10 protein-coding genes and 3 tRNA genes are annotated in these 13,490 nt (G+C 44.7%); 1 reads left to right on the top strand and 12 read right to left on the bottom strand.

All coding sequences use genetic code 11. The annotated features are described in order from the left end of the window. Positions 1–86: 86 nt before the first annotated feature. The 8 genes from L3V33_RS19705 to pncC form a co-directional block, all read right to left on the bottom strand. Positions 87–179, bottom strand: a tRNA-Ser gene (locus L3V33_RS19705). A 48-nt stretch (positions 180–227) separates the two neighbouring features. Then, positions 228–304 (bottom strand) — tRNA-Arg (locus L3V33_RS19700). Positions 305–350: 46 nt separating this feature from the next. After that, a tRNA-Ser gene (locus tag L3V33_RS19695) sits at positions 351–443 on the bottom strand. A 477-nt stretch (positions 444–920) separates the two neighbouring features. Then, positions 921–1,118 carry a carbon storage regulator CsrA gene (csrA, locus tag L3V33_RS19690; protein WP_004415691.1) on the bottom strand — a complete coding sequence of 66 codons (198 nt, stop codon included), beginning with the start codon at positions 1,116–1,118 and terminating at the stop codon, positions 921–923. Positions 1,119–1,210: 92 nt separating this feature from the next. Then, complete coding sequence (locus tag L3V33_RS19685) at positions 1,211–2,392, bottom strand: aspartate kinase (RefSeq protein WP_080583151.1); 1,182 nt, start codon at positions 2,390–2,392, stop codon at positions 1,211–1,213. 219 nt (positions 2,393–2,611) lie between these two features. Further along, on the bottom strand, positions 2,612–5,194 hold the full coding sequence (gene alaS / locus L3V33_RS19680) for an alanine--tRNA ligase (RefSeq protein ID WP_237291062.1): 2,583 nt from the start codon (positions 5,192–5,194) through the stop codon (positions 2,612–2,614). A gap of 343 nt (positions 5,195–5,537) precedes the next feature. Further along, positions 5,538–6,578, bottom strand: coding sequence for a recombinase RecA (gene recA, locus L3V33_RS19675; protein WP_004735435.1), 1,041 nt, complete (start codon positions 6,576–6,578; stop codon positions 5,538–5,540). A 138-nt stretch (positions 6,579–6,716) separates the two neighbouring features. Then, positions 6,717–7,211: a nicotinamide-nucleotide amidase gene (pncC, locus tag L3V33_RS19670; RefSeq protein WP_171317354.1), complete on the bottom strand. Its 495-nt coding sequence runs from the start codon at positions 7,209–7,211 to the stop codon at positions 6,717–6,719. A gap of 123 nt (positions 7,212–7,334) precedes the next feature. Between pncC and mutS the strand changes: the two genes are divergently transcribed. Then, complete coding sequence (gene mutS / locus L3V33_RS19665; protein ID WP_237291061.1) at positions 7,335–9,896, top strand: DNA mismatch repair protein MutS; 2,562 nt, start codon at positions 7,335–7,337, stop codon at positions 9,894–9,896. A gap of 157 nt (positions 9,897–10,053) precedes the next feature. Here the strand turns inward: mutS and rpoS are convergent, their stop codons facing one another. From rpoS to surE, 4 genes are all read right to left on the bottom strand, one after another. Continuing rightward, complete coding sequence (gene rpoS, locus L3V33_RS19660) at positions 10,054–11,034, bottom strand: RNA polymerase sigma factor RpoS (RefSeq protein WP_004735404.1); 981 nt, start codon at positions 11,032–11,034, stop codon at positions 10,054–10,056. A 98-nt stretch (positions 11,035–11,132) separates the two neighbouring features. Beyond that, positions 11,133–12,047 carry a murein hydrolase activator NlpD gene (gene nlpD / locus L3V33_RS19655; protein WP_029222472.1) on the bottom strand — a complete coding sequence of 305 codons (915 nt, stop codon included), beginning with the start codon at positions 12,045–12,047 and terminating at the stop codon, positions 11,133–11,135. A 34-nt stretch (positions 12,048–12,081) separates the two neighbouring features. Beyond that, a complete protein-coding gene (locus tag L3V33_RS19650; protein ID WP_004735402.1) occupies positions 12,082–12,708 on the bottom strand; it encodes a protein-L-isoaspartate(D-aspartate) O-methyltransferase in 627 nt (208 codons plus the stop codon). Further along, positions 12,709–13,452, bottom strand: coding sequence for a 5'/3'-nucleotidase SurE (gene surE, locus L3V33_RS19645; protein ID WP_004735400.1), 744 nt, complete (start codon positions 13,450–13,452; stop codon positions 12,709–12,711). Positions 13,453–13,490: the final 38 nt, after the last annotated feature.

The raw sequence follows: 13,490 nt of genomic DNA, 5'->3' as shown, positions 1-13,490 counted from the left end.
CACGGTATCTTCAAGTGAAGAAGTTGTGAAATATATCACATTCTTGTTTCTACGAAACAAAAAAAAGGCCATAGGCCTGTAATGAATGGCGGTGAGGGAGGGATTCGAACCCTCGATGCGGCTACAAACCACATACTCCCTTAGCAGGGGAGCGCCTTCGGCCACTCGGCCACCTCACCTAATTCATTATTCTTATCCATTACTTCTTAACAAAGTAATCTAAAGAATGGTGCGCCCTGGAGGATTCGAACCTCCGACCGCCTGGTTCGTAGCCAGGTACTCTATCCAGCTGAGCTAAGGGCGCACATTGTTACTTCTGTGTTTGCTTGCAAATTCAAACGTGCAAGAAATGGCGGTGAGGGAGGGATTCGAACCCTCGATGCGGCTATAAACCACATACTCCCTTAGCAGGGGAGCGCCTTCGGCCTCTCGGCCACCTCACCGTCTTGCGGAGGCACATATTACGTTTTACCGAAAATATGTCAAACACTTTATTGAAAAAAACCGGACAAAAACATTCAACCGTTTGCAATTTAATCAAAGCGCTTGCAAATTGAACTTATAACATCCAATTAGCGCTTTTTCCCTTAAAAATTAAGGTGAAAGATTGGCAATAATTAACAACGGAAAACAATTATCTAATTTATCTCGCAGTAAGTGTCACTGCTGATTGCACCATACTACGGGATGCTCTATTTCGCCATAGGGTAAGTCAGTAAAACTTGAACTATGGCAAACAAATCTCACGATGCTTCAATAAGAGTTAACTCTGGTGGCGAGGCTTTTCTATATCAAGCACTCCATCCAGCATCTATAACTGAGCCAGCTAGTGAATCAACCTATTGCTACGTTGTGATTATGTGCACCCCAAGATCAAAAAAGGCTAGCAACAATGCTAGCCCCTCTTCTACGCAAAAGTATTAGTAGTTGCCAGATGCAACGTTACCATTACCTTTTTCAGCTTGAATGCGCATGTAGATCTCTTCACGGTGAACAGATACTTCTTTAGGTGCGTTAACACCAATACGTACTTGGTTACCTTTAACGCCTAGTACAGTAACTGTTACTTCATCACCAATCATCAGTGTTTCGCCAACACGGCGAGTCAAAATTAGCATTCTTTGCTCCTTGAGTAATCTCTAAATTTATCTAGCTACGAGAGCATTATCCAACAAAAGTTATATTTTCGTAAACTATCGATTGAGTTTATTTAACCAAAATGCACTTCTTTTTTAAGATAACCCTGTGTTTCACGCGCTACGATGTATGCATTGTGTAATATGTTAGCAGCTATATCGACTTGCGTTGGTGATATCACCAAAGTTAAAGACTGCTGCTGCAATAAGTGATGTTGTACATCAATTTCGCCTTCAGACAACAATCCATGTGAACTGACCACAATTTCTTGCGTTCGGCTTCCTACCACAGTTAACAAACTAACATATTCACTATTACGGATTTTTTCAGCAAAAACTAGTTTTAATTTAGCACTTATGTCCGGTTTGATAATGAGCGCTGCCCGTTCTGTTTCCTCGATCACACTACAGACTTCGATCCCTAACAACTGGCAATGCGACATGAGAGACGGTAAATCTTGATTCAAACACTCGATGCGAACCATATCTCTTTGAATGGCTATTCCAGCAATATCATTCAAACAATCATTACCCGCGATGAGAGTGCCCTCGCCTTCTTCAAAACTCGAAAGTACTCTCAGTGGCACATTGTGTCGCCACGCATGCTGAACACATGGAAGGTGCAAAACCTTAGCGCCTCTGCGAGCCATTTCTTCCATAGAGGGAAAGTCTAAGGTATCTAATTTTTTAGATTGCTTAACCACTCTAGGGTCGCAGGAATATACGCCATCAACGTCAGTATAGATCTGACACTCTTTAGCTTGAAGCGCGCCCGCTAATGCAACGGCCGTGGTATCTGAACCACCTCGCCCTAAGGTTGTGATATCACCTTTCGCGTTAACGCCTTGAAAACCTGCAACAATGACAATCTGGTCATCATCTAACAGCGCTCTAATAGGAGCGGTATCAATACGCTCAATCGTCGCATTATTATGATTAGAATCGGTGTGTATCTTGGCTTGATAGCCAGTCATCGATGTCGCTTCATAACCCAACTTGTGCAACGTCATCGCTAACAAAGCCATGGAAACTTGTTCTCCAGCCGTTAACAGCACATCCAACTCTCTAGCATTTGGCACGCTATCAACTTGTGAAGCTAAGTTAACCAACCGATTTGTTTCACCTGACATAGCAGAAACGACAACCAAGATCTGGTTCCCTTCATTTTTCGCTTCAATGATTTTTTCTGCTACATGATGGATCCGCTCTATTGAACCCACCGACGTTCCACCAAATTTCTGCACGATAAGAGGCATTTTCACCCGTCCTCACCTTCCCAAGACCAATGTCTATATATGACAAAAAAACACATACTCCGCGTCAGGGCGAAGCAATAAAAATTAACCAAGGAGTCTAACGTTTCCATTGGACTTCTTGGTTAATCTCAATCAAACCTTGTTTAAACACGCTTCCAATAGGCAAAATAAAAGATGCCCAATCAACTGATTGGGCATCTTTATATCAATTACTTAAGCTTAAAGACGCTCTTCTAGCCAAGTACGCACAGATTTAAGCGCTTCTGGCAGAGCTTCAACGTCGGTACCGCCCGCTTGAGCCATATCTGGACGACCGCCGCCTTTACCGCCAACTTGCTCAGCAACCATCTTAACGAGGTCACCCGCTTTTACTTTGCCGATAAGGTCTTTGGTTACGCCAGCAATCAAGCCAACTTTACCGTCTGCGATATTCGCAATCAGGATGATGCCGCTACCTACTTGGTTTTTAGCGTTATCAACCATAGTACGTAGGTTCTTGTTGTCTGCGCCTTCAATTGCAGCAACCAAAACTTTAGTACCAGAGATGTCTTCTACTTTACCCATGATATTTGCGCTTTCTGCAGCAGCCATCTTTTCTTTAAGCAGTTGGATTTCTTTCTCTAGCGATTTCGCTTTCTTAGCCGACTCAGCCAATTTCTCTTCGTAAGCGTTAGCCTGAGCTTCTACTGCATCTAGAGCAGCTTCACCCGTGACCGCTTCAATACGACGAATACCCGCAGCAATACCACCTTCAGAAGTGATCTTGAATAGGCCAATATCACCCGTGTTGCTTGCGTGGATACCACCACAAAGTTCAGTAGAGAAATCGCCCATCGACAGAACGCGAACTTCATCATCGTACTTCTCGCCAAACAGTGCCATTGCACCTTTTTCTTTCGCTGACTCGACGTCCATGATGTTGGTTTCAATCACGTGGTTCTTACGAACTTGTGCGTTAACCAAACGCTCTACTTCTTTAATCTGTGCCGGTGTTACCGCTTCAAGGTTAGAAAAGTCAAAACGTAGGTTGTCTGGCTTAACTAAAGAACCTTTTTGAGCAACGTGCTCACCTAGAACTTCGCGCAGTGCAGAGTGAAGTAAGTGAGTTGCAGAGTGGTTTAATGAGATAGCAGCACGACGCTCAGCGTCAACCGTTGCTTCTACTTTATCGCCTTGAGCAAATACACCTTCAACTAACTCACCGTGGTGAGCAAATGCGTTACCTAGCTTCTGAGTGTCTTGTACTTTAAATAGACCAGATGCTGTTTTTAGCGTACCAACGTCACCACATTGACCGCCTGACTCAGCGTAGAATGGTGTCTCTTCAAGGATGATGATTGCTTTGTCGCCAGCCGATAGTGAAGATACTTCTTCGCCGTCAACAAATAGCGCAGAGATTTCACCAGCGCCTTCAGTCGCTGTGTAACCACAGAACTCAGTGTTCGTGTCTACTTTGATCGTTGCGTTGTAATCAGTACCGAATTGGCCTGCTTCACGTGCACGCTTACGCTGTGCTTCCATCGCCTTCTCAAAGCCTTCTTCATCGATAGTAAAGTCGCGTTCACGAGCTACATCGTTAGTAAGGTCAGCTGGGAAGCCGTATGTATCGTAAAGTTTGAAGACTGTTTCACCGTCAAGCTCTTTGCCTTCAAGTGCGTCTAATGCGTCGTTAAGGATAACCATGCCACGCTCTAGCGTGCGACCAAAGTTCTCTTCTTCGATGTGAAGTACTTTTTCAACAAGCTCTTGCTGTTTCTTAAGCTCTTCAGCCGCAGAACCCATCACTTCAGCCAGTACACCCACAAGTTTGTGGAAGAACACGCCTTGTGCACCAATCTTGTTACCGTGACGAACTGCACGACGAATAATACGACGTAGAACGTAGCCACGACCTTCGTTTGAAGGCATTACGCCATCAGCGATTAGGAATGAACAAGAACGGATGTGGTCAGCAATAACACGCAGAGATTGGTTAGATAGGTCGTCGTGACCTACTACTTCTGCTGTCGCCTTGATTAGCTTTTGGAATACATCAATTTCGTAGTTAGAGTGAACGCCCTGCATGATTGCAGAGATACGCTCAATACCCATACCAGTATCTACAGCTGGCTTAGGTAGCGGTTCCATAGTGCCGTCAGCGTGACGGTTGAACTGCATGAATACGTTGTTCCAGATCTCAATGAAACGGTCACCATCTTCTTCAGGTGTACCAGGACGGCCGCCCCAAATGTGCTCACCGTGATCGTAGAAGATTTCAGTACATGGACCACAAGGACCTGTGTCACCCATTGTCCAGAAGTTATCAGACTCAAACTTCTTGCCGCCTTCTTTGTCGCCGATGCGAACAATCTTGTCAGCTGGGATGCCCACTTTCTTGTTCCAGATTTCGAATGCTTCGTCATCTGTCTCGTAAACCGTTACTAACAGGCGATCTTTTGGCAGACCTAGTGTTTCAGTCAGGAATTCCCAAGCAAATCCAATCGCTTCTTCTTTGAAGTAATCGCCAAAGCTGAAGTTACCTAGCATTTCGAAGAACGTGTGGTGACGAGCCGTGAAACCTACGTTTTCAAGGTCATTGTGTTTACCACCCGCACGTACACAACGCTGAGCCGTAGTTGCTCGAGTGTAGGCACGTTTTTCGGCGCCTAAGAAGCAATCTTTGAATTGGTTCATACCTGCATTAGTAAATAGCAGGGTTGGATCGTTATGTGGAACTAACGATGAACTGTCTACGATTTGGTGTTCTTTGCTCTCAAAGAACTTAAGGAACGCGTTGCGAACCTCATCAGTGCTCATGTACATGCAGCTCTTCCTGAAAATAGTCGAGTTAGAATTTTGCCGTATTGTAGATCATGGTTAAGGCTTCGACTAGTTTTCTTGTAGAAAAGACACCCTTGGGCAGGATTTTAGTTGGAAATCGATAAAATGAAGAATATTCCACTAGCTCAGATAGGGAACAAACAAAAAATTGGCAAGCTACCTCAAACAACCAAATAGATCTAGCAAGGCGCTGCAAGGATGGGGACAGATACTTTGTCTCGTCCTAAAATACGTTGACAAAAAAAGCCCCGCATAAAATATGCGAGGCTTCCTATTCTTTCAAAGCGGATGTTCCTTTCAAACACCCGCTCTATAAACCGTTAGCTTATAGCTCTTCGTTTTCTTCTTCTTTCTCTGCGCCTTTCTCTTCAAGAACAGCAGGAGTCAGTAGCAATTCACGAAGCTTAGTGTCAAGTTCCAGAGCGATCTCTGGGTTTTCACGTAGGTGCTTACAAGAGTTCGACTTACCTTGGCCGATCTTGTCGCCTTTGTAGCTGTACCAAGCGCCCGCTTTCTCTACTAGCTTATTCTTAACACCTAAATCGATAAGTTCACCTTCGCGGTTGAAGCCTTTGCCGTAAAGGATTTGAGTTTCAGCTTGTTTGAATGGTGCAGCAATCTTGTTCTTAACAACCTTGATACGAGTCTCGTTACCAACAACTTCATCACCATCTTTGATTGCACCAGTACGGCGAATATCAAGACGAACAGATGCGTAGAACTTAAGTGCATTACCACCTGTTGTTGTTTCTGGGTTACCGAACATCACACCAATCTTCATACGAATTTGGTTAATGAAGATAGCCATACAGTTAGACTGCTTAAGGTTACCTGTTAGCTTACGCATTGCTTGAGAAAGCATACGTGCTTGAAGACCCATGTGGCTATCGCCCATTTCGCCTTCGATCTCAGCTTTAGGTGTTAGTGCAGCAACCGAGTCAATAACAAGAACATCGATAGCACCTGAACGAGCCAGTGCATCACAGATTTCTAGAGCTTGTTCACCGGTATCAGGTTGAGATACAAGCAAAGCATCGATATCAACACCCAACTTTTGAGCGTAGATAGGGTCAAGTGCGTGTTCCGCATCCACGAATGCACACGTTTTACCCACTCTCTGCGCTGCAGCAATAAGCTCAAGCGTTAGCGTTGTTTTACCTGATGATTCTGGACCGTAAACTTCAACGATACGTCCCATCGGTAAGCCACCAGCACCTAGTGCGATATCTAGAGATAGAGAACCTGTAGAAATAGTTTCTACGTCCATTGTGCGGTTATCACCAAGACGCATGATAGAACCTTTACCAAATTGCTTTTCAATCTGACCAAGGGCTGCAGCTAACGCTTTTTGTTTATTCTCGTCCATTTCTATCTCCACATAATCGGTTGTCTCAACAAGCGACTTAGAATCTATTTCTAACCCACAAGGGGTGACTAATTGGCTTTTATTATACTGTTGATTCATACAGTGTCTATACCTGTATGAAAATAATTTGTACAAATGTTACTTGTCTTCCATTGATAGGTAATCATAAATAACTTGTAGGGCATGGTGCGTAGCTTGTTGGCGTACTTGTGATCTATCGCCTGTAAATACATGCGTTCCTACTTTGTTCCACCCATTTACTGCTTTCCAAGCAAAACACACAGTCCCTACGGGTTTATCTTCCGTGCCGCCGCCCGGACCAGCAATACCGCTGATAGACACAGAAATAGTGCCGTTTGAATGTTGTAGCGCCCCGTGAGCCATTTCTATAACCACTGGCTCACTCACAGCACCAAACTCAATTAAGGTTTCAAGCTGAACACCGATCATCTCTTGTTTCGCTTCATTACTGTAAGTCACGAAAGCACGGTCAAACCAAGCCGAGCTGCCAGCAATATCGGTTACCGCGCTAGCAACGCCACCGCCAGTGCAAGATTCAGCCGTCACTAATACATGTTTATGTTTCGCAAGTAAGTGTCCGAGTTTTTCACTAAGAGCTTGAGTCGTCTGCATCTTTGGCTTCCCTTATCTAGATGTATATCATTTGGATTTGCATCTTTTCGCATGTGTCGCTTTTCGCACGAAACGCTTTCACGTATCCTAAGCCGCAATAGAAATAAACGAAAGAAGTTAACTGTGAAAGCCGATCAAAAACATACTCCTATGATGCAGCAGTACCTAAAACTAAAAGCAGAAAATCCAGAAATTTTGCTGTTCTACCGCATGGGAGATTTCTACGAGCTTTTCTACGATGACGCTAAGAAAGCCTCTCAACTCCTCGATATTTCACTAACTAAGCGTGGCTCTTCAAACGGTGAGCCTATCCCTATGGCGGGCGTTCCATACCATGCCGTTGAAGGTTACCTTGCGAAGTTAGTGCAGTTGGGCGAGTCCGTAGCGATTTGTGAGCAGATTGGTAATCCAGCAACTTCAAAGGGCCCGGTTGATCGCGCTGTCGTAAGAATTGTGACTCCGGGAACCGTAACCGACGAAGCACTACTTTCTGAGCGTGTTGATAACCTGATTGCCTCTATTTACCACCACAATGGTAAATTTGGCTACGCGACGCTTGATATTACTTCTGGCCGATTCCAGCTATGTGAGCCGGAAACCGAAGAAGCAATGGCGGCAGAGCTACAAAGAACGTCACCACGTGAACTGCTATTCCCTGAAGATTTCGAACCTGTAAATTTGATGGCAAGTCGTAATGGCAATCGCCGTCGCCCGGTATGGGAATTTGAATTAGATACAGCGAAGCAGCAACTGAATCAACAATTTGGTACTCGTGACTTAGTTGGCTTTGGTGTTGAAAGCGCAAAACTAGGTTTATGCGCTGCGGGTTGTCTGATCCAATACGTTAAAGATACGCAACGTACTGCCCTTCCGCATATCCGTTCACTGACAATGGATAAGCAAGATCATTCCGTGATCCTTGATGCGGCTACTCGCCGTAATTTGGAGATCACCCAAAATCTTAGTGGCGGCACCGATAACACCCTATCTGAAGTGCTTGACCACACCGCGACGGCTATGGGCAGCCGCATGCTTAAGCGTTGGTTACATCAACCCATGCGTAATATTTCAGCTCTTGATCAACGCCTAGATGCGATTGGTGAGATGAAAGATCTGGCTCTATTTACAGAATTACAACCAACGTTGAAACAGATCGGTGATATCGAACGCATTCTTGCTCGTCTTGCTCTTCGTTCTGCACGTCCTCGTGATATGGCACGACTTCGCCAAGCGATGGAATACCTACCAGAGCTTGCTGAAACGCTAACGCAACTTAAACACCCATACCTAACTCAGCTTGCTCAGTATGCTTCGCCTGTGGATGAAGTATCTGAACTGCTTGAGCGTGCGATCAAAGAGAACCCACCCGTGGTTATCCGCGATGGTGGTGTGATAGCAGAAGGCTACAACGCCGAGCTAGATGAATGGCGCGACCTTGCTGCAGGTGCAACTGAGTTTCTGGATAAGCTTGAGCAAGAAGAGCGTGAACGTCACGGTATCGACACGCTAAAAGTTGGCTACAACAACGTCCACGGTTTCTTCATTCAGGTAAGCCGCGGACAAAGCCATCTTGTGCCACCACACTATGTTCGCCGCCAAACGCTCAAAAATGCAGAACGTTACATTATTCCTGAGCTGAAAGAGCACGAAGACAAAGTTCTCAGCTCTAAATCGAAAGCCCTAGCTATCGAGAAGCAGTTGTGGGAAGAGTTGTTTGATTTGTTACTGCCTTATCTAGAGCGACTACAAAACATTGCATCTTCAGTGTCTCAGCTTGATGTTCTACAAAACTTAGCTGAACGTGCAGACACCCTTGATTACTGTCGTCCAACAATGACAGAGTCTGCTGGTGTACAAATTCAGGCTGGTCGTCACCCCGTAGTTGAACAAGTGATGGACGAACCCTTTATTGCTAACCCTATCGACCTCAACGATCAACGTAAGATGCTGATCATTACAGGTCCAAACATGGGTGGTAAGTCGACCTACATGCGTCAGACCGCACTCATTGCGCTGATGGCTCATATCGGTTGTTATGTTCCAGCAGAAAGCGCGACGATTGGTTCTATCGACCGTATCTTTACGCGTATTGGCGCATCCGATGACTTAGCTTCGGGTCGTTCAACCTTCATGGTTGAGATGACAGAGACCGCGAATATTCTGCACAACGCGACACCAAATAGCCTTGTGTTAATGGATGAAATCGGTCGTGGTACCAGTACTTACGATGGTCTGTCTCTGGCTTGGGCAAGTGCGGAATGGTTAGCCAATCAAATCAATGCGATGACACTATTTGCAACGCACTACTTTGAGCTAACTGAACTACCAAACCAAATACCAACCTTAGCGAACGTACACTTAGATGCGGTTGAACACGGTGACAGCATTGCCTTTATGCACGCAGTTCAAGAAGGTGCAGCAAGTAAATCTTACGGCCTCGCGGTAGCTGGATTGGCTGGTGTACCTAAAGCGGTAATCAAAAATGCACGCGCGAAGCTGACTCAGTTAGAGGCATTGAGTATCGACTCTCCAACATCAAAGCCAAGCGGCGTTGATATCGCTAACCAACTGAGCCTGATACCTGAACCGAGTGAAGTAGAACAAGCACTAGCGAATGTTGACCCTGATAATTTAACTCCTCGCCAAGCGTTAGAAGAACTCTATCGTTTGAAGAAGTTGCTTTAGTCTCTTTCCAAGTAGCTTGTTATTGTCGCTTGCTATTGTCGTTTTGTACTGTCACTTAAATAGGCAGCATCAGATAAAAAAGCCACAAACAAAAAAACGCTGACTTAGAGTCAGCGTTTTTATTTGGCTTCTATTCAAAGAAACATCATCAGTTCATTTAGTCATTTTCTACATTGAACAGATTTTCCATATTCAGACCTTGCTTGATAAGAATCTCACGTAGACGGCGAAGACCTTCAACTTGGATTTGACGAACACGTTCACGAGTCAGGCTAATTTCACGGCCTACTTCTTCTAGTGTTGACGGTTCGTAACCAAGTAGTCCAAAGCGACGTGCAAGCACCTCTTTCTGCTTAGGATTCAGTTCATCAAGCCAGAAAATCAATGAGTTCTTGATATCGCTATCTTGAGTTGAAACCTCAGGATCTGAATTGTTGATGTCTGGAATAATATCCAACAGTGCTTTCTCACCGTCACCACCAATTGGCGTATCAACAGAGCTCACTCTTTCGTTTAGACGAAGCATCTTACTCACATCACCAACAGGCTTATCTAGCTTAGAAGCAATTTCTTCTGCCGTTGGTTCATGATCAAGTTTTTGTGATAGCTCTCTTGCGGTACGCAGGTAGATGTTCAGCTCTTTCACAACATGGATTGGCAAACGGATAGTGCGAGTCTGATTCATTAGCGCACGTTCAATGGTTTGACGAATCCACCATGTCGCGTAAGTTGAGAAGCGGAAACCACGTTCTGGGTCAAATTTCTCTACGGCGCGAATCAAACCTAGGTTGCCTTCTTCAATAAGATCAAGAAGTGCAAGACCACGGTTACTATAACGACGTGAAATTTTTACCACTAAACGCAGGTTACTTTCGATCATGCGTTTACGTGCTGCTTCATCACCGCGCAGAGCTCGTCGTGCATAAAGCACTTCTTCTTCAGCGGTTAGTAGTGGTGAGAAACCGATTTCGCCTAGATAAAGCTGAGTAGCATCTAAACTTTTAGACGTAACTTCAACTTCTTCTTTCGCTTCGGTTTTCTTTTTGACTGTTCGTTTTGCTTTTCCAAGAGCTTCCGGTTCCGTGGTTGCTTGGTTAAGATCGAACTCTTCTTTGGTTACTGCATTGCTTATACTCATAACGCCTCCCCCTGGCGAAATTAGCATGACATCACAACTTGATATGTCGCTAAATGACTATGTCACTCCATACAATACGTAATTTTTGCATATTGTATTTAAGGTAAATATCGTTTTGGATTAACCGATTTACCTTGGTAACGAATCTCAAAGTGCAGCCTAACACTGCTGGCTCCAGAGCTTCCCATAGTTGCAATCTTCTGCCCTGGTTTCACACTTTGCCCTTCAGATACTAATAGTCGGTCGTTATGCGCGTATGCACTTAAGTAATTATCATTGTGCTTCACAATCACTAGATTGCCGTAGCCTCGTAGTGCATTACCCGAATAAACAACCGTTCCCCCTGCAGTAGATACTATTGGCTGACCTCGCTGTCCTGCTATGTCGATGCCTTTATTTCCTTGTTCGCCTACAGAGAAATTCTTGATTACTCTCCCTTTAGTTGGCCATAACCATTTGGATACTTTATCACTTGTTGGTTTGGTGGACGGTGTAACATTCTGTTTACCTTTAGAACCAACATACTCCTTTGATTTGGATTGTTCAACCTTCTTTGGTGGATCTTTTTTCACCACTTTGGTGGTAGTTTGAGCTGGAGCAGGTTTAGAGTTTTTACTCTTCTGTGGCGTAGTTTTCGGTTTACTTGCCGCAGATGAAGTTGTGGATGCCGCGACAGGCGCAGCAACGGCTGCAACCGCTACTGTTGATTTACCATACGCTGGCGCATTGTAACTCGGGCGCCACAACTTAAGCTTCTGCCCCGGGTGGATAGTGTAAGGAGCAGCGAGTTTGTTATAACCGATGAGGTCTTTAACGTCTTTATTGGTGACATAAGCAATGAAGTAAAGGGTGTCGCCTTTTTTTACTTCATAGTAACTGCCGCGATAACTACCACGATCAATCGATGAGTAATTCTTGTTTAGGCTTGAAACGGGCGCAGGTGAATTCGCCGCACACCCAACAAGTGCACAACTAAGCAATAAAGTACTTCCTTTTAACAACTTCGAACGCATCGACTCTCTATCCACCTACACCATTAGTCTTTTATTAAGCTAGCTCACCAGGGACGAGAGGTACAAATCTCACCATCTCGATAACACTCGATAAAAACTCGTCACCATGGCGAACAATCTTCAACAATTGCTGTTCGTCATCACCAACAGGAATCAATAAGCGACCACCATCTTTCAGCTGTTGCAAAAGCGCTTGAGGAATCGACTCTGCGGCAGCAGTTACGATAATCGCATCAAAAGGGGCTTTCGAAGACCATCCTTGCCAGCCATCACCGTGCTTGGTTGAAATATTGTAGAAATCGAGCTGTTTAAGACGACGCTTGGCATCCCATTGCAATGATTTAATTCTTTCAACCGAATACACATGATCAACCAGTTGAGCCAAGACCGCCGTTTGATAACCGGAGCCAGTTCCGATTTCTAAAACACGGCTATCTTGCTGTAATTCTAGCAACTCTGTCATCTTAGCAACAATGTACGGCTGAGAAATCGTCTGGCCCTGTCCGATAGGAAGCGCATTATTATCATAAGCTTGATGATACATCGCCTGTGATAAAAAGCTCTCTCTCGGCAGTTGATAAATAGCATCAAGAACCTTTTGATCCTGAATACCATTTTCAATCAGAAAAGTAATTAAGCGCTCTGCATGCGGATTACTCACTTACTTCTCCTCTAACCAAGTTGTCATCGCACCCAACGACTCGTGCGCAGTCAGGTCAACTTGTAATGGTGTTACCGATACAAAGCCATGCTCGATAGCGTAAAAATCCGTGCCTTCACCGGCATCTTGCTCTTTTCCCGGAGGACCAAGCCAGTAGATATCATGACCTCGTGGGTCTTTTTGCTTAATCATATCTTCAGCATGATGACGAGCACCTAAGCGTGTCACCTGAGTACCAGACAACTGCTCTAACGCTAAATCAGGGATATTGACGTTTAACAGGCGATTGGTTGGGATTGGGTTTGCTAAATGTTGTTCGACGATACGACGAGCAATGGCCGCCGCTGTCTTAAAATGTTTTTTACCCACCAGAGAAAACGCCACCGATTGAACGCCTAAAAAGTGCCCTTCCATTGCGGCTGCCACTGTACCTGAATAAAGCACATCGTCACCCAAGTTAGCACCATGATTAATACCCGTTAATACCAGATCAGGCATATCATTCTTTAGCAGTTCATTTAACGCAAAATGTACACAGTCGGTCGGTGTCCCTTGTACCGAATATGTATTTTCGGTAATTTCTTGAACACGTAGAGGCTGTTCTAAAGTTAATGAATTTGAAGCACCCGAGCGATTACGGTCAGGTGCCACAATGATAATTTCAGCAAGATCACGTAATTCATTGGCCAGCTCATGAATACCTTGAGCGTGCACACCATCATCGTTGCTGAGTAAAATCTTCATCTTGTATCCTTTCTTTTGTTCCAATGCCAAGTCACTTA

The sequence above is a fragment of the Vibrio sp. A2-1 genome, from assembly GCF_021728355.1.
Classification (GTDB): Bacteria; Pseudomonadota; Gammaproteobacteria; order Enterobacterales; family Vibrionaceae; genus Vibrio; species Vibrio splendidus_K.
This window is presented reverse-complemented; position numbering and strand designations above follow the sequence as displayed.